Here is a 16,423-nt window from a genome sequence, read left to right as displayed (position 1 = left end):
ATGGTTCCCGGCCCTGTTGCTGATGGCGCTCGCCGTCAGCCTGATCCCCTGGAGTCCCCAGGTCGCCGCCCAGACGACGCTCAAGGCGCCCCGCGCGGTGGAGTGGAAAAACTTTCTCGGGGTCAACGCCCAGTTCCAGTATTTCGATCCGGACATCTACCAGAAACAGATGACGCAGCTCGATGCACTGGGCCTGAACTGGGTGCGCCTGACCCTGCACTGGTTCATCATCGAACCCGAACAGGGGGCTTTCCAGTTCAGCGAACTCGATGCTGCCATGGCGGCGATGAAGAGCCATGGCTACAACACCGTCGCCTACCTGGTCGGCTCGCCGCCGTTCGCCAGCAGCGCCCCGGCCGGCACCCCGAGCAGCGACCAGTATCCACCGACGGACTTCAAGCTGTTCGCCTCGCGCATGGTCACCCTGGCCCAGCGTTACCCCCAGGTGAGCACCTGGCAGGTATGGAACGAACCGAACATCATCTGGCGGCCCAAGGAAGATCCCGCGGCCTACTACCAGATGCTGAGCACCACCGCCGATGTCATCCGCACCCAGGTGCCGGGCAAAGCCATCGCCACCGCCGGCGTCGCTTACTTCGGCCAGATGCACAGTACCCCCGGCTTGATGCTCGACGCCCTGTTGGGCCAGGGACTGGCCGGCCAGAACATCATCGCTGCCTATCACCCCTATACCCAATTCCCGGAAGGCGACGACGCCGCGGCCCAGGACTTCCTGCTCAGGGGCAATGCCATGAACAGCGATCTGCACGGCAAGGGCGTCACCCAGGTCTGGGCCACCGAATGGGGCTGGTCGAGCTATGACGGTCCCAAGGAAATGCAGGCACTGATCGGCGTCGACGGACAGGCCGACTACACTCTGCGACGCCTGGCCCTGATGAGCGCCATGGACTACCAACGGATCTTCCTGTTCAACCTCAGCGACCTGGATCAGCGAACCACCCCGCGCGACCAGCATTACGGCCTGCTCGACCTCAACGGCGAGCCGAAGCCGGTGTATAACGCCCTGAAGAACTTCCTCACGGTCACCGGCCCGGCCCTCCAGCCGGCCGACGCCCCGTCGTCGAGCAATGCGCCCGCCGACCTCTACAACATCACCTGGACCCGCAATGACGGCGCCCATGTCTGGATGTTCTGGAGTGCCAGCGGCCAGAGCCTGCAATTGCCCGGTGTGACCCAGGCGGCGCTGTTCGACCCGTTGACCGGCACCCAGACAACTCTGAGCGACAGCACAGCCATTACCGTGCCGCTGAAAACCAGCCTGCAGCTATTGGTGTGGACGCCATGAAAATCCTCTGGACCCTGCCCTACCTGCCCTGGCCCACCACCAGTGGCGGCAAGACCCGGCAATTTCACCTGCTGCGCAGCCTCGCCGCGCGCGGGCATCGGATTACCCTGCTGGTGCAATCGAAAACCGACGTCGACGAGGCTACCCGCCACGCCCTGGCGCCGATTGTCGAACGCCTGATCGTGGTCCCGCGACGCTCGTTACGCAGCCTGAAAACCCTGCTCGGCGTGCTGCTCGCACCCTACCCGATGCTGGCCACGATCAACGGCCTGGCGCCGCAGTTGCAGGCCCGGTTGCGCACCCTGCTGGAAGAAGACTGGGACGTGATCCAGATCGAGCACAGCTACAGTTTCCAGCCCTTCGAACAACCACTGCTCGATGCCGGCAAGCCTTTTATTCTCACCGAGCACAATATCGAGTCGGCCCTCGGCGCCGCCAGTTATGACCGCCTGCCAGGCTGGATGAAGCCCTTCACGCAATATGACCAGCGACGCTATCGGCGCTGGGAAAGCCGGGTGTTTCGCCAGGCCGCCGAACTGATCGCGGTGACCCGCGACGACGCCACGGTACTGCGCCAGCAGACCGGCAAGCCGGTGGCGGTGGTGGTCAACGGCGTCGACACTGGCCTCTATGCCGGCGTCCAACCCGACCTCCACGCCCGACGCCTGCTGTTTATCGGCAACTACGAATACAGTCCGAACCTGGACGCCGTCGAATGGGCCCTGGAGGAAATTCTCCCGGCCCTGTGGCTGCTCAATCCGGGGGTCCGTTTCGCCATTGCCGGATTCGGCTTGCCGGATGCCTGGCGCGCGCGCTGGACCGATCCGCGAATCGAATGGCAAGGTTTTGTCCCCGACCTGCGCACCCTGCAAAGCAAAGCCTCGGTGTTCTTCGCACCGCTGCGCCAGGGCGGCGGCTCCAAGCTCAAGGTGCTCGAGGCCATGGCCGCCGGCCTGCCGGTGGTCACCACCGGCCAGGGCGTGTCGGGACTGAAGGTCGAAAACGGCCAACACTATCTGGGCAGCGAAGACCCGCAAGTCCTGGCCCGGATGCTCGCCGAACTTCTCGAACACCCATCGCGCCTGCACCAGATCGCCGAAGCCGGCCGGGCCTACGTCAAGGCCGAACACGATTGGTCCGTGGCCGCCGCACAACTGGAAGCGGTCTATAACCGCCTCCCCCACCTCAAGGAAGCAGAATCCGTATGCGCATAGGTCTGGATTATCGCCCGGCAGCGGGTTACACCCACAGCGGCATCGGCCGTCAGAACCTGGCCCTTGAGCAAGCCCTGCGCGCCCATCCCGAGGTGAGCCTGCAACTGTTCGGGGTAGCTCCGGAGGATCACCCGATCCGTCGCCGCGTCCACTGTCCGAAATGGGGCTCGCCCTTGTTCGGCGTACACCGTCTGCCGATACGCCTGCGCTTCGAGGCCGGCTTCCTGCCCGGCGCGTTGCGCGAAGCCGGGATCGAGGTCTACCTCTGCAACTTCAACATGGGCCTGCCGCCAGGGCGCAAGCCCGCCGGCATGCGTTATGTGCTGCAACTCCATGACCTGTTCCAACTGACCCTGCAAAACAGCCACGGTTCGAAACTCAAGGAACGCGTCTACCGGGCCACCGACCGCCTCTCCATCGGCCATTCGGTAAAGGTCGCCGACCGGATCTGGACCCCATCGCAATACACCGCCGACGAACTGGTCAAGTTGTTTCCCGAAGCCCGCGACAAGGTCCGTGTGTTGCCCAACCTGGTCACCGGTTTCGTCGGTGAGGCCGCCGACATCAGCGACCTGCAAGTGCCTGAACGCTACTGGCTGGCCGTCGGCACCCGTGAGCCGCGCAAGAACATCCCCTGGTTCGTCAGCGCCTGGCACGCCGCCCGCCAGCAATCGCCGCAGGTACCGGAGTTGGTGCTGATCGGTGCCCCCGAGGACCTGCCCGCGTCGCTGCAACACCTGCCGGGCCTGCATTACCTGACCGGCCTCAGCGATGCACAACTGCACGGGGTGTACCAACAGGCCGAGCGTTTGTGGCAACCGTCTTATGCCGAAGGTTTCGGTCTGCCGGTGATCGAAGCCCTCAGCGTCGGCACCCCGGTGGCCGTCGCCAGCGGGTCGGCGCTGGACGAAATCACGCCACCGCACAGCCCGCGCTTCTCGCCCACTGACGGCCCGGCCCTCAGCGCGCTGATGATCGGTCTGGCCGACGCCCCCGCCGAGGACCCCGAGGCACTTCGGACCTGGGCCGCGGGTTATGGCACCGCGGCCTACCAGGAGCGCTTCAACCACCTGATCGAGGAGCTGAAATAATGCCCTTGGCGCTGCCCATCGCCCTGTTGTTCGGATTGCTGTTCGGCATCCTCGCCTGGCTGCTGCCGCCGTTCAAGGTGGCGGTCGTGCTGGTCGCCATCGGCGGCGTGGTGACCATCATCCGCCATCCGCTCTGGGGCCTGCTGCTGTTCAGCGTGCTCGCCACCTTCCTGCCCTACTCGACGATCCAGGTCGGCCTGCGTACCACGGTGTCCGAGGCCCTGATCCTGCTGGTCTGGGGCAGCGTGCTGGTACAAAGCCTGTTCAGCAACCTGCCGCAAAAAACGCCCCTGCTACGCACCGAGCGCTGGCTGGTGGCCTTGATGTTGTTTAGTGCCTTTCCGTTTATCGTCGGCCAGTTGACGATCAACGCCGAAGGTAACGGCCTGGTGAACTGGATCCGCTGGCTGCTCAACCTGTCGGTGCTGTTCCTGGTGCCCCGCCTGCTCGATCAGCAAAAGGCTCGCGAGCAGGTGGTCACCGGCCTGCTGCTCGGGACCCTGTTGCTGTTGCTGCTGTCGATCCCGGTGTTCCTCAAGAACGGTAGCGCCACCGGCATGACTCCGATCCTGGCCGCACTCGGCTATGGCAGCATCGAGGTGCTGGGGGACAGCCTGTCGGCACTGTCCAATCGCATGGGCTCGCCCTGGATGCACCCCAACGCCCTGGGTGGCGCCATGACCCTGCTGCTGCCATTGGCGTTCTGCTACGGGCTGGCCCGCCAAGGCTGGAGGCGCACGCTGGGCCTGGCGGTGGCAAGCCTGGGCGTGATCGGCCTGCTGCTCTCGGGCTCACGCGGGGCGCTGGTCAGCCTGCTGATCGTCCTGTTCTGGATGGCCCGCAAACGCGTGCCCTACGCCGGTCAGGTGATCCTCGCCGGCCTGGTGTTCGGCAGCCTGCTGCTGATGTTCTACCCGCCGTTGCAGGACCGTCTGCTGGGGCTTTTTTCCAGCAACGACGCCAGTACCAACGTGCGTTTCGACGAATACTCACACTTCCCCAACGCCATGGCCATGTTCCCCTTCGGCATCGGCTTCAAGGTCGAGCCGCCCGTGCCCGGCACCGGCCTGTGGGGTATCTCCAACCTGTGGCTGAACTTCATCTACAAACTCGGCGTGCCGGGTCTGGTCCTGTTTGCCGCGGTGATCTGGAGTTGGTGGAGAGACACCCGCTCTTCCCTGGCCGCCTTCCAGTTGAACGAAGACAACGCCATCTGGCTCGGCACTACCTGCGGCTTGATGGCGGCGCTGCTCAGCGGCTTCTTCGACCACTATTTCAGCTTTACCAATGTGCTGATCGCCCTGTTCTGGCTGATGCTGGGCCTGAACCTGCACGAAACACGGCGTCTCAAGTTCAAGGCCACCCCTCTGCCAGGAATCCACCCATGAAACACCGCATATTCCACTCGTTGAACCTGAGGCAGGCCCTGCCCGAATACGCCGAGAAGATGGGCGTAGGGCTGGAGGAACTGGAAGGCAGCTACCAGTGGATGCTGGAAAACGACGTGTGTTTCGAACAGCCGCTCAAGGGCAATATGCTGTGTTTCATCAGCTACCTGAACATCGAATCGCGAATCGAGCCGCCCCTGGCCCGGCGGTTCTATGCCTTGCTCGGCCGCGAGGTCAAGGGCGAGCTGATCCCGTTGTACGGGATCAACTGGCCGACCCTGCGCGACCGCATGCTGCGCGGCTGGGAACTGGCCTACAACATACTCATCTGCAAGATTCCCAGCCATACGCTGAGGCTGCTCTGGTTGCGCGCGGGCGGGGCGAAGATCGGCAAGGGCTCGACGGTCTGGCGCAACACCGAGGTGCTGGGGGTGAACAACCTGCGCATCGGCAACGACAGCACCGTCGGCTGGCATTGCCAACTGGATGCCCGTGGCGGCCTGATCATTGGCGACCATGTGACCATCGCCTCCCACGTGCTGATCATTGCCGGCGGCCATGACGTCCAGGCCCCGGAGTTCTGGGCGGTCGGCGGGCCGATCTATATCCGCGACTATGCCTGGATTGCCAGTCGCGCCCTGCTCTCGTTCGGTGCCGATATCGGCGAAGGCGCGGTGGTCGGTGGCCAGTGCGTGGTCTCCAAGCCGGTTCCGGCCTACGCCATCGTCGGCGGGCCGGACGCGGCGATCAAGGGCGAACGTTGCCGCGGCCTGAACTACAAGGTGGGCGGCAAAGGCCTGTTCACTTTGTTCCATTGAGCCGCGGGCATGCCTGACTCGAAACTGCTCGGTTCCACCCTGTGGCTGACCCTGGCGACCCTCACCGGCCTCGTCGCCGGGTTCGCCCGCGAGTGGCTGCTGGTCGCCGCCTGGGGCGCCGGCGGGCGCAGCGACAGTTTCCTGGTGGCGCTGTTCCTGCCCGAAGCCTTGCGCATGGCCCTGGCGGCCGGCCTGCTCAGCGCGGCGGCGCTACCGCTCTACCAACAACGCACCGCCACCGAACAAACCGCCTGGCTCGGCGCGATGGCCCCCCGGCTGCTGCTCTGCGGCCTGCTGCTGGCGCTGGTGCTGGGCGTCGGCTCACCATTATGGGTTCGGCTGATCGGACCGGGACTCGACAGCGACGGCTACGCACTGGCCGGGGCCAGTCTGCATTGGCTGGCCTGGTGCGCCCCCGGGTTTATCCTGCATGCCTTGTTCTGCGTGCCCTTGCAGGCCCGTTCACGCTTTGTCCTGGCCGGACTCGGCTCGCTGCTGTTCAACCTGCCGCCGGTGTTGTACCTGGCCTTCCTGCGCCAGGCCGCCACTCCGACCGGCCTGGCCAGTGCTTGCGTACTGGGCAGCCTGCTGATGCCGACGCTGCTGTTGCCGGCCTTGTACCGCGGCGGCTGGAAACCCTGGCAACTTGGCCACGCACCCGGCGCCGTCAAAGAACTGCTGCAACGCATCGGCCCGTTGCTCAGCAGCAACCTCGCCAGCCAGGGCCTGGCCCTGCTCGAACGCATGGTCGCGTCGTTGCTCGGCGAAGGCGCCGTGACCTGGATCAACCTGGCGCGCAAACTGATCAACCTGCCGCTGATCGCCCTGATGAGCCTGAACCAGGTGCTGCTCGGCCTGATGAGCGGCAGCCAGGGCAGCGAACGCCTGGACCTGCTGCGCAAGGGCCTGGCCAGCGCCAGCCTGCTGACCCTGCCCGCCGTGGTCGGGCTGATCGGTGCCGCCGGGGCCCTGGTCAGTCTGCTGCTGCCCCAGCAGGCCGCCGACAGCCCGCTGCCGGAACTGCTGGCCTGGTTCTCGATCCCCCTGGTCTTCGGTGCCTGGAACGCCCTGCTCGCCCGCTACGCCTACGCCGCCGGCGACACCCGCCTGCCACTCACCTGCGAACTGACCGGCAGCCTGCTCAATGCCCTGCTGCTGGCGGTACTGCCGTATTTCCTCGGATTGATCGGCATCGCCCTGGCCGCCATCTGCGGGGTGATACTCACCGGCCTGCTGCTGATCCGCCGCCAACAGTTGCAAACCTTGGTACCGTGGCGCAGCCACGCCTTGCTGGGGTTGGCAGTGATGGTCGTGGCCGCGCGAGTCCTGCATCCGCTGCACGGCATCTGGCTGCAACTGGGCCTGAGCAGCCTGTGCAGCCTGATCCTGCTGATTGCCCTGGCGGCGTGGTTGCGCCCCTGGCGCGCCCTGCCCGGCTAAACCTGGAGACCGAACAATGTCGACCCCTCAAGTGGCCGTAGTGATTCCGACCTACAACGGACGCCGCGACCTGGAACGCCTGCTCGACTCCCTGGCGCTCCAGACCGCGACCTTCGACACCCTGATTGTCGACTCCAGCTCCAGCGACGGCACCTTCGAGCTGGCCTGCGCGCGCTGCCCACGGGTGCAACGCATCGACAGCAAGGACTTCAACCATGGTGGCACCCGCCAATGGATGGTCGAACACAACCCCGGCTACGAGCTCTACGTGTTCATGACCCAGGATGCCTACCTGGACGATCCCGACGGCATTGCCAATATCGTCCGGCCGTTTGCCGACGAGCAGGTCGGCGCCGTCTGCGGCCGGCAACTGCCGCACCTGGATGCCACCCCCCTGGCCGAGCACGCCAGGTTGTTCAACTACCCGCCGGACTCCCAGGTCAAGAGCCTGGCCGACGCTCCCCGGCTGGGCATCAAGACCGCCTTCATCTCCAATTCCTTTTCCGCCTATCGGCGCCAGGCACTGATCCAGGTCGGCGGCTTCCCGCAGCATGTGATCCTGTCGGAAGACATGTACGTCGCCGCGAAAATGCTCCAGGCCGGGTGGAAGGTCGCCTACGAAGGCAGCGCCCGTTGCCGGCATTCCCATAACTACAGCCTCGGTGAAGAGTTCCGACGCTACTTCGATATCGGCGTCTTTCACGCCCGTGAGCCGTGGATCCGCCAGCAGTTCGGCGGGGCCGGCGGCGAGGGCCTGCGCTACGTGATCTCGGAGCTGAAGTTCCTCGGCCCCGCCCGTTGCCTGGCCTGGCCCGGCTCACTGTGGCGCAATGCGGTGAAACTGCTCGCCTACAAACTGAGCCAGCAAGAGCGGCATCTGCCCAGGCGGCTGAAAAAGAACCTGGGCATGTACAAGCGCTACTGGGACAGCCCGCACGCCTGATTTGGCAGACCTTCAAACGATGAGGATTTTTCCGATAACCATCAGCGAACAACCCCAATTGACCCAGAGACGAAATAAGGCGAACTTCTTCAAGCTCTTTTTATCGAGCGAATAACACTCTGGACCTGAACCATCGAGGAAGCATATTCACATGGAAGTCGAGCTACAGCACTGCGCGGCACCGCACTTGAGCGCCGCGGCCCACGAGCCGGGCCATCACGACGCCAAACCGCAACGCCCGCCCCGCCATGACAAGGCCAAGACGATCCGTACCCCTGGAGGCGATGCTATGGAACCCCGAATCACAGAGCTGGAAACCCGCTTCGAATACATCCACCGTGACCTCAATGAGGTGCGCAACGATGTGAAATCCATCAAGGGCCGACTCACCTACATAGCTGGCGCCGCGGCGGTCATCGGCGCGCCCCTGGTCTGGATTGCCAACAATCGCATGGACCAGATCCTGCTGCTGCTGACCTCCTGACCTCACCCGTTACCCGCGTCGCGCCGCCGGGGCGCGCCCGGGAACCTCGCGACCTCAAAGGTTGCGGCCAGCGCCGGGCGGGCTTACAGCGAAATCGGCTTACGTCCGGCAAACGAATGCGCCAGGGTTCCGCCGTCCACCAGCTCCAGCTCCCCACCCAGCGGCACGCCATGGGCGATACGCGAGGTGATCAGGCCTTTGTTGGCCAGCAACTGGGCGATGTAATGAGCCGTGGCTTCGCCTTCAACCGTCGGGTTGGTGGCGAGGATGATCTCGGTAAAACTGCCCTGCTCTTCGATGCGCGCCAGCAGTTGCGGGATACCGATCGCTTCCGGACCGAGGCCATCGAGGGGCGACAGATGTCCCTTGAGCACGAAATAACGGCCACGGTAGCCCGTCTGCTCCACGGCATAGACGTCCATCGGGCCTTCGACCACGCACAGCAAGCTGTCATCACGCCGAGGGTCGGCGCACTGTGGGCAGAGGTCGTCTTCGGTGAGCGTGCGGCACTGGCGACAGTGGCCGACGCCTTCCATGGCCTGGCCCAGGGCCTGGGCCAGGCGCGAGCCGCCACTGCGATCACGTTCGAGCAGTTGCAGGGCCATGCGTTGGGCGGTTTTCTGGCCGACGCCGGGGAGTACCCGCAAGGCATCGATCAGTTGGCGAATCAGGGGGCTGAAGCTCATGGCAAAGGGTCCGACAGAACACGAGACGCGGTTTATAGCCGCGCCTCCAGCCAGCGTCCGGGGATCACGCTGGAACACAATTCCTTGTAGGAGCGAAGCTTGGTCCGGCGTCGTTCCGACGAAGAAGCCCTCGGACCGCTAAAAGCTTCGCGGCGGTGCGGCGTCCCGACAAGCCACGCTCCTACAAGGTAAGGCAACTGGCGCCTTAGAACGGCATCTTGAAGCCCGGCGGCAGCTGCATGCCGGCGGTCATGCCGGACATCTTGTCCTGGCTGTTGCTTTCAATCTTGCGCGTCGCATCGTTGAACGCCGCGGCGATCAGGTCTTCCAGCACTTCCAGGTCTTCGTCCTTCAGGCTCGGGTCGATGCTGACGCGCTTGACGTCATGACGACCGGTCATCACCACGGACACCAGGCCGGCGCCGGATTGACCGGTCACTTCGGCGTTGGCCAGTTCTTCCTGCATCTTGGCCATCTTTTCCTGCATCTGCTGCGCCTGCTTCATCAGGCCGGCCATGCCACCTTTCATCATGGGAATCACCTCAAGAGTTACATGTACAAAGAGATGCAAGGCAAAGGCCTGGCATCGTTCAGTTATTAGCCCTGGACCACCGGGGCATCGACAGGTTCGATTGTATCGCCACGGATCACCGCACCGAACTGTTGCATCATCTGCCGGATAAGCGGGTCGGCATGAATCGACGCCACCGCTTCGTCCTGGCGTTCGTGGCGCCGACGGGAAGCCGCCTGGGCCGGGGTTTCCTGCTCGGGCTTGATCAGCTCGATGGTCAGCTTCAGCGCACGCCCGTGATACTGGTTCAGGGCGTCATTGAGACGGCGTTGCTGCGTGGCGTTGAACAAGGCGCTATGGGCCGGGTCCAGGTGCAGCAACCAGTCGTCACCGCTGACCGCCATCAAGGTGCAGTTGGCCGCGATGCTGCCGGTCATGCCAGAAACCGGCAGTTTCGGGAACAATTCCAGCCACTCCAGCGCCAGGCCGGTGGCCGGGGCCGCCGCGGGTTGCGGCTCGGGCTCCGGGGCCGGATCGGCGGCGTGCTCGCTGGCCAGTTCGTCGAGATAGCTGTAGGCCGAATCGATATCCGGCTCGATATAGTCTTCATCCAGCGGCGGCTCGTCGTCCAGGTCCGGACCCGGCGTCGCGGCCTCCACCTGGGCGGGCGTCGGCTCGGGCAGGGTCGCGGCGACCCACTCGGGCGCATCCGGAACCACGCTGTCCGGCGTCGGCAGCGGTATGGCCGCCAGCTCCGGCTGTTCGGCGACGGTTTCCAGCACCGGTTCGACAGCAGGCTCCTGCAGTATTTCCTCGGGCTCGACCGGATCGTTCCACGGCAGATCCACGACCTCCACCGCCGGGACAACGGGCTCGGCCGGTGGCGGCGCGGCCGCCACGACAGGGGTCACCGGCACGGCTTCGACCGGCGCAGCAACGGGCACCGGTTGCGCGGCAATCGGCGCTGCCACTTCGGCAGGCGCAGCCGCTACCACCGGCGTCTCGGCAACAGCAGCGACCACGGGTGCCACAGGGGCGGCTGGCGCGGCAACGGCTGCGCCAGCCACACTCTGTGCGGAATCAACTGTGGCCTGGCTGATCCCCACTGGCTTTAGCGGCGGTCTCGGCGGCGCCGTACTGTCGGCCGGACGGAACGCCAGCATGCGCAGCAGCACCATCTCGAAACCGCCTCGCGGGTCTGGCGCCAGCGGCAGGTCGCGCCGGCCGATCAAACCCATCTGGTAATAAAACTGCACATCTTCGGCCGGCAGGGCCTGGGCCAGCGCCAACACCCGGTCGCGGTCGCCATGGCCATTGTCGACACCCTCCGGCAACGCCTGGGCGATCGCCACGCGGTGCAGCACATTGAGGATTTCCGACAACACGCCATTCCAGTCCGGACCCTGTTCGGCCAGATGCCGCACCGCTTCGAGCAGGGCCTTGGCATCGCCGTCGATCAACGCCTGCAACACGTCGAAGACCTGGCCATGGTCGAGGGTACCGAGCATCGCCCGCACATCGGCGGCCATGACCTTGCCTTCACCGAAGGCAATGGCCTGGTCGGTCAGGCTCATGGCATCGCGCATCGAACCGTCGGCGGCGCGTCCCAGCAACCACAGGGCATCCTCTTCGAACGGGACGTTCTCGACCCCGAGCACGTGGGTCAAGTGCTCGACCACCCGTTCGGGGGTCATGTTCTTCAGGGAGAATTGCAGGCAGCGCGACAAAATCGTTGCCGGAAGTTTCTGCGGGTCCGTGGTCGCCAGGATGAACTTGACGTAGGGTGGCGGCTCTTCCAGGGTTTTCAACAGCGCGTTGAAGGAATGGCTGGAGAGCATGTGTACTTCGTCGATCAGGTAGACCTTGAAACGCCCGCGGCTCGGGGCGTACTGCACGTTGTCGAGCAGTTCGCGGGTGTCCTCGACCTTGGTCCGGCTCGCGGCGTCGATCTCGATCAGGTCGACGAAGCGCCCCTCGTCGATCTCCCGGCAGACCGAGCAGGTCCCGCAGGGGGTCGAGGTAATGCCGGTCTCGCAGTTCAGGCACTTGGCAATGATCCGCGCGATGGTGGTCTTGCCGACACCGCGGGTACCGGTGAACAGGTAGGCGTGGTGCAGCCGCTGGCTGTCCAGGGCATTGATCAGAGCCTTGAGCACATGGGTCTGGCCGACCATTTCGCGGAACGAGCGCGGACGCCATTTACGTGCAAGAACCTGATAACTCATCGATAACCATCGCGTCGGGGAAGCGGAAGACCGCTAATGCTAGCGGAGCAGGGGTAAAAATGCATCCGGCATGGGATGCTAATCTGGTTAAGCTGCACTTTGTGCATGGATTGGCGGCCTTGTGATGCTCCCGCCGGAGAGTTTGATGCGTGCAGTTTTTTACGCCCTGGCCTTGATGACCGCCCCTGCTTTCGCTGCCCCGGCGCCGTTGCGCTTCTCCGTGGCCGACAGTTGGAGCATGCCGATCATAGAGATCGAGCACGGCCAACCGACCCAAGGTATTTTGTATGACCTGATGACCAGCCTGGCCCACCAGGTCGGCAGCCCGGCCGAGTTTCATGTGCTGGCCCGCGCCCGAGTGCAGAGCGCCATGGAACGCGGTGAAATCGATGTGCGCTGCTATGCCGCGCAATCCTGGCTACCGAACCAGTCCGGCGACTATATCTGGAGCATCCCCTTCCTCACCCAGCGCAACCTGCTGGTCAGCAAGGCCAAGCCGCCCAAAGCGATGACCCTGAAAGATCTTGAGCCACAACGACTCGGCACCGTACTGGGCTACTCGTACCCGGCCATACAGGCGCAGTTCGAAAGCGGTCGGTTCATCCGCGACGAGGCGCGCAATGAGCAACAGGTCCTGCAAAAACTTGAGGTCGGCCGCTACGCCTACGCCATCAGCAGCCAATGGGCACTGGACTGGTTCAACCAGACCCGCATGCCGGACCAACAGTTGCACGCGGTGACGGTCGTGCAGGAAGACGCCGTGGGCTGCTTTGTGCGCAACGACCCGGCCCTGCCGGTACAACGCATCCTCAGGACCTTGCTGCGCATGAAAATGTCCGGGGAAATCGACCGGACCATCCACCTCTATACCGGGCATGACGACCAGAGGGACGCGCTCGAATCAGGTGACACTGCGCCATAAGGCCGGTGGCTCGAACGCCTCGACCCAGGCCGGCACCTCGTCCGCCGACATCGGCCGAGCAATGAAATAGCCCTGCGCCACCTCACACCCCAGGCTCATCAGCAACCGACCATGCTCGGCGGATTCCAGCCCCTCGGCAATCACTTCCCGGCCAAACGCACGGGCCAGGCCGATCACCGCCGTGGTCAGGGCCAGGTCATCCTGGTCATGGAGAATATCGCGCACGAACGAGCGATCGATCTTGATGGTCTGGCTGGGCAGGCGCTTGAGGTAACTCAGGGACGAGTAACCGGTGCCGAAGTCATCCAGGGAAAAACGCACCCCCAGCGTCTGGCAGTCTTGCAGGCACTGGCTGACCCGCTGGATGTTCTCGATGGCCACCGACTCGATGATCTCCAGATCGAGCATATGCGGCGGCACCTCGGCGTGGCGCATCAGCAAGGCGCGCAGACGCTCGACGAAATCGCCACGCTGGAAATGCCGGGCGGCGATATTGAGGCTGACCGGCCACTCGTGCCCCGCCTGGCGCCAGGCCTGCATCTGCGCCATGACCTGGTCCATGACCCATTCGCCGATATCGATGACCACATCGGTCTGGGCCACCAGCGGCAGGAACGCCTGGGGCTGGAGCAGACCTTCGTGCGGGTGCTGCCAGCGCATCAGCGCCTCGAACCCGACCACGCTGCCGGTGCGCATATTGACCTTGGGCTGATAGACCAGGCGGAACTCACCATTGGCCAGGGCCTGACGCATCAATGCCACGGTCTGGTGAGTGGCCTTGACCTCCTGGTCCAGGGACACGTCGAACAAATGGAAACGATTGCGCCCACCTTGCTTGGCCAGGTACATCGCCTGGTCGGCATGGCGCAACAGGGTGTCGGCGTCCTCGTCGTCGGAGGGAAACAGTGTCACGCCGATACTCGCATCCACATGGACGGTCTGGCCGAGTATCAAATAGGGTGCCGAAATGGCGCCGAGCACCCGTTGCAACGCGGCGTTCAGTTCCTCGGCGTCGTGCACATAACGCAGAATCAGCACGAACTCGTCACCTGCCAGCCGCGCCACCACATCCTCCCCGCGCATGATGCCGCGCAGGCGCTCCGCCACTTCCACCAGGAGCCGGTCGCCGCTGGCATGCCCGTAGCCATCGTTGACCGCCTTGAAACCATCCAGGTCGAGCATGCAGACCGCCAGCGGAATGGCTTCGCGTCGGGAAAAATCCAGGGCCTGGTTCAGCAGGTCCGACAGAAACGCCCGATTGGGCAGGCCGGTCAGTACATCGTGCCCCACCCGCCACTGCAGGGTATGCAGCAGACGCAGCTTTTCGCTGACATCGAAACGGATCGACACATATTTGCGGACCTGCCCGGTGGCCTCATCCAGCAGCGGCACCATGGTGCTGTCGACCCAATACAGGGAACCGTCCTTGGCGCGGTTGCAGACTTCGCCTTTCCAGACCCGGCCCTGGGCGATGGTGCGCCACATATCGACAAAAAATCCGGACGGGTGGTAGCCGGAGTTCAAGATGCGGTGATTCTGCCCCAGCAGTTCATCACGGCTATAACCGGAAATCACACAGAATGGATCATTGACGTAGGTGATCCGCCCGTTCAGGTCGGTCTCGGAGAAAATGGCGGCGACGTCCACGACCCTGCGATACGTCTCATCCATGAATCAGCTCACCTGGGCGGCTAGAGGTTGTCCCGAATTCGCAGCACAACCGCGCCTGGCGGCATCGCCTGGCCGTACTTCGACGAAGATCAACTAGGATTAAATGAAGGCCATCATTGGCTGGGACAGGTATTTTTGGCTGTCCTGAGACAATGCGTTGTTCAGGGCTTATGACCGTCACGGCATGGGCACCCAAGAAATGCCTGGATTTCCCGTTTCACAAATATTTCACCGGAAACCGGATCACCAAATACCTGTCCTAAATGCTGATTCTACGAATTACATCACATTATGCAATAGAAGGTGATGAACCATGGCGTTGTCTAATGTAAAGATTTATCGTTAAGTTCTTGATTCTAAATGGGAATTGAGCGATGGAAATTTCAAGTTTGGGTACGGCCATCAGGCGCTACCGCAAGGTAGCGGGGCTAACTCAGGCTGAACTCGGAGAGAAAACCGGTTTTGACCCTAAAACCATCAGCCGCTTCGAAACCGGCAGTTACACCCCCAGCGTCGAGGCCTTGTTCCTGTTTGCCGATGTCCTGGGGGTGAAGCTTAAAGCCTTTTTCACAGATCTGGCTGACGAAGACGAGCAGCGTGCCTACCTGTTCGGCGTCATCCACAACGCTCCCCCGAAGGACCTGGGAAAGCTGATCGCGGCGGTCGATCTAGCCTTGTCCAAGCCTTAGTCTCACGCCTGTCTGTTACCAGAATACGCTCGCCAAATGGCTACACACTGCGCTGCCCCACCCCGCTGCTGCGGGGCTGGGCGGACACCGTGGCGGGTTGCCGCCGCCCTTCCAGATTGAGCGCCAGCACACTGCCCAGGACAATCGCGCCGCCGACCATCACCAGCACTGAACCCCCTACCCCCAGGACCAGCGCCGCCAACAGCATCGCCACGGGCGGAATCAGATACAGCGCAATGGACGAACGGCTTACCAGCGAATGGCTCAGCACATAGGCCCAGGCCAGGTAGGCCAGGGCACTGGGGAAAATCCCCAGCAACAGCACCGCGACATTGACCCGCAGCGGCGCCGCCACCACCTCCTGCGCCAGCCCCGGCGCATAGATACAGAGCAACAAGGTCCCGGCCCAGACCATGTAACACACCGTGGTCAGCCCGCTGTAATGCCCGGAATAGTGTTTTTGCAAGGCGAAATAAAGACTCCAGGACAGCGCCGCGAAGAGAATCAGCAAGGCCCGGGGATCGAACGTCCCCACCCCATGATCGCCCCAGACCACCACCAGGGCACCGGCCAATCCCGACAGCACGCCGAGCCAACGGCCGAGTGACACCGACTCCTTCAGCCAGAAAAACGCGATCAAGGTGCTGAACAGCGGCGTGGACTGCGACAGCACACTCCCCGCCCCCGGACTGACCCACTGCTGACCGTAGTTGAGGCTGATGTGATGGAGGAAAATCGCGAAAAAGCTCAGCGCAAACAACCAGGGCAAATCCCTCAGGCGTGGCAGCGCGATCCCCTTCAGCAGCGCGACCAGCGCCATGAACAGCGAGGCAATCAAAAACCGCAACAGCGCCAGGTGCCCGGGGCTGTAGCTTTCCAGGCCGATATGGATTCCCACGGGCGAGTAGGCCCAGCAGAGGATGACGACAGTGGTGGCCAGAGGGACTTTAAAAGCGGACAGGGCTTTCACGAGCGTGCGATATCCAAGATGATCCGAGGTGTGCGCACAGTCTCGAGCGGCCTGTCAGCCAGAAC

The 16,423-nt window shown here is 63.6% G+C and carries 15 protein-coding genes; 10 read left to right on the top strand and 5 right to left on the bottom strand.

The window, feature by feature from the left end; genetic code table 11:
- Positions 1-22: 22 nt before the first annotated feature.
- The 8 genes from M5B42_RS01125 to M5B42_RS01090 all read left to right on the top strand — a co-directional run bounded on the left by M5B42_RS01125 (position 23) and on the right by M5B42_RS01090 (position 8,684).
- Positions 23-1,306, top strand: coding sequence for a beta-galactosidase (locus tag M5B42_RS01125; RefSeq protein ID WP_248745001.1), 1,284 nt, complete (start codon positions 23-25; stop codon positions 1,304-1,306).
- Entirely contained in the window at positions 1,303-2,520 is a 1,218-nt protein-coding gene (locus M5B42_RS01120) for a glycosyltransferase family 4 protein (RefSeq protein WP_248744800.1), read from the top strand. The genes M5B42_RS01125 and M5B42_RS01120 overlap by 4 nt, the downstream gene beginning before the upstream one ends.
- Complete coding sequence (locus M5B42_RS01115) at positions 2,511-3,611, top strand: glycosyltransferase family 1 protein (RefSeq protein WP_152737306.1); 1,101 nt, start codon at positions 2,511-2,513, stop codon at positions 3,609-3,611. The genes M5B42_RS01120 and M5B42_RS01115 overlap by 10 nt, the downstream gene beginning before the upstream one ends.
- Positions 3,611-4,999, top strand: coding sequence for an O-antigen ligase family protein (locus M5B42_RS01110; RefSeq protein WP_248744799.1), 1,389 nt, complete (start codon positions 3,611-3,613; stop codon positions 4,997-4,999). Before M5B42_RS01115 ends, M5B42_RS01110 begins: the two co-directional genes overlap by 1 nt.
- Complete coding sequence (locus M5B42_RS01105) at positions 4,996-5,817, top strand: acyltransferase (RefSeq protein WP_248744798.1); 822 nt, start codon at positions 4,996-4,998, stop codon at positions 5,815-5,817. Before M5B42_RS01110 ends, M5B42_RS01105 begins: the two co-directional genes overlap by 4 nt.
- A gap of 24 nt (positions 5,818-5,841) precedes the next feature.
- Positions 5,842-7,257, top strand: a complete 1,416-nt coding sequence (locus tag M5B42_RS01100) for a lipid II flippase MurJ (protein ID WP_248745000.1) — start codon at positions 5,842-5,844, stop codon at positions 7,255-7,257.
- Positions 7,258-7,273: 16 nt separating this feature from the next.
- A complete protein-coding gene (locus M5B42_RS01095) occupies positions 7,274-8,200 on the top strand; it encodes a glycosyltransferase family 2 protein (protein WP_248744797.1) in 927 nt (308 codons plus the stop codon).
- A 151-nt stretch (positions 8,201-8,351) separates the two neighbouring features.
- Positions 8,352-8,684 carry a hypothetical protein gene (locus tag M5B42_RS01090; RefSeq protein ID WP_247263002.1) on the top strand — a complete coding sequence of 111 codons (333 nt, stop codon included), beginning with the start codon at positions 8,352-8,354 and terminating at the stop codon, positions 8,682-8,684.
- 83 nt (positions 8,685-8,767) lie between these two features.
- Here M5B42_RS01090 and recR read toward each other — a convergent pair whose 3' ends face one another.
- The 3 genes from recR to dnaX form a co-directional block, all read right to left on the bottom strand.
- The gene (recR, locus tag M5B42_RS01085) at positions 8,768-9,370 is read right to left on the bottom strand and encodes a recombination mediator RecR (protein ID WP_100939148.1); all 603 of its coding nucleotides are present in this window, start codon (positions 9,368-9,370) and stop codon (positions 8,768-8,770) included.
- A 205-nt stretch (positions 9,371-9,575) separates the two neighbouring features.
- On the bottom strand, positions 9,576-9,902 hold the full coding sequence (locus tag M5B42_RS01080; RefSeq protein ID WP_100939147.1) for a YbaB/EbfC family nucleoid-associated protein: 327 nt from the start codon (positions 9,900-9,902) through the stop codon (positions 9,576-9,578).
- Positions 9,903-9,967: 65 nt separating this feature from the next.
- Positions 9,968-12,106 (bottom strand): DNA polymerase III subunit gamma/tau, encoded by a 2,139-nt coding sequence (gene dnaX / locus M5B42_RS01075; protein ID WP_248744796.1) that lies wholly within the window; start codon positions 12,104-12,106, stop codon positions 9,968-9,970.
- A 145-nt stretch (positions 12,107-12,251) separates the two neighbouring features.
- Between dnaX and M5B42_RS01070 the strand changes: the two genes are divergently transcribed.
- The gene (locus tag M5B42_RS01070) at positions 12,252-13,028 is read left to right on the top strand and encodes a transporter substrate-binding domain-containing protein (protein WP_248744795.1); all 777 of its coding nucleotides are present in this window, start codon (positions 12,252-12,254) and stop codon (positions 13,026-13,028) included.
- On the opposite strand, the gene M5B42_RS01065 is transcribed toward M5B42_RS01070, so the two are convergent.
- A complete protein-coding gene (locus tag M5B42_RS01065; protein WP_248744794.1) occupies positions 13,008-14,699 on the bottom strand; it encodes a GGDEF and EAL domain-containing protein in 1,692 nt (563 codons plus the stop codon). The genes M5B42_RS01070 and M5B42_RS01065 overlap by 21 nt on opposite strands.
- 374 nt (positions 14,700-15,073) lie before the next feature.
- Here M5B42_RS01065 and M5B42_RS01060 point away from each other — a divergent pair, with 374 nt between their 5' ends.
- On the top strand, positions 15,074-15,388 hold the full coding sequence (locus M5B42_RS01060; protein ID WP_103496699.1) for a helix-turn-helix transcriptional regulator: 315 nt from the start codon (positions 15,074-15,076) through the stop codon (positions 15,386-15,388).
- Positions 15,389-15,428: 40 nt separating this feature from the next.
- On the opposite strand, the gene M5B42_RS01055 is transcribed toward M5B42_RS01060, so the two are convergent.
- Positions 15,429-16,358 carry a DMT family transporter gene (locus tag M5B42_RS01055; RefSeq protein ID WP_248744793.1) on the bottom strand — a complete coding sequence of 310 codons (930 nt, stop codon included), beginning with the start codon at positions 16,356-16,358 and terminating at the stop codon, positions 15,429-15,431.
- Between the last annotated feature and the right edge of the window lie 65 nt (positions 16,359-16,423).

The organism is Pseudomonas sp. MWU12-2037 (assembly GCF_023242345.1).
Lineage (GTDB): Bacteria > Pseudomonadota > Gammaproteobacteria > Pseudomonadales > Pseudomonadaceae > Aquipseudomonas > Aquipseudomonas gingeri_D.
This window is presented reverse-complemented; position numbering and strand designations above follow the sequence as displayed.

What these genes read in the sequence shown, in the direction of transcription:
- M5B42_RS01095 (WP_248744797.1), top strand. Translation starts at nt 7,274, where the DNA reads ATGTCGACCCCTCAAGTGGCCGTAGTGATTCCGACCTACAACGGACGC.
- M5B42_RS01060 (WP_103496699.1), top strand. Translation starts at nt 15,074, where the DNA reads ATGGAAATTTCAAGTTTGGGTACGGCCATCAGGCGCTACCGCAAGGTA.
- M5B42_RS01110 (WP_248744799.1), top strand. Translation starts at nt 3,611, where the DNA reads ATGCCCTTGGCGCTGCCCATCGCCCTGTTGTTCGGATTGCTGTTCGGC.
- recR (WP_100939148.1), bottom strand. Translation starts at nt 9,370, where the DNA reads ATGAGCTTCAGCCCCCTGATTCGCCAACTGATCGATGCCTTGCGGGTA.
- M5B42_RS01120 (WP_248744800.1), top strand. Translation starts at nt 1,303, where the DNA reads ATGAAAATCCTCTGGACCCTGCCCTACCTGCCCTGGCCCACCACCAGT.
- dnaX (WP_248744796.1), bottom strand. Translation starts at nt 12,106, where the DNA reads ATGAGTTATCAGGTTCTTGCACGTAAATGGCGTCCGCGCTCGTTCCGC.
- M5B42_RS01070 (WP_248744795.1), top strand. Translation starts at nt 12,252, where the DNA reads ATGCGTGCAGTTTTTTACGCCCTGGCCTTGATGACCGCCCCTGCTTTC.
- M5B42_RS01090 (WP_247263002.1), top strand. Translation starts at nt 8,352, where the DNA reads ATGGAAGTCGAGCTACAGCACTGCGCGGCACCGCACTTGAGCGCCGCG.
- M5B42_RS01115 (WP_152737306.1), top strand. Translation starts at nt 2,511, where the DNA reads ATGCGCATAGGTCTGGATTATCGCCCGGCAGCGGGTTACACCCACAGC.
- M5B42_RS01065 (WP_248744794.1), bottom strand. Translation starts at nt 14,699, where the DNA reads ATGGATGAGACGTATCGCAGGGTCGTGGACGTCGCCGCCATTTTCTCC.
- M5B42_RS01125 (WP_248745001.1), top strand. Translation starts at nt 23, where the DNA reads ATGGCGCTCGCCGTCAGCCTGATCCCCTGGAGTCCCCAGGTCGCCGCC.
- M5B42_RS01105 (WP_248744798.1), top strand. Translation starts at nt 4,996, where the DNA reads ATGAAACACCGCATATTCCACTCGTTGAACCTGAGGCAGGCCCTGCCC.
- M5B42_RS01080 (WP_100939147.1), bottom strand. Translation starts at nt 9,902, where the DNA reads ATGATGAAAGGTGGCATGGCCGGCCTGATGAAGCAGGCGCAGCAGATG.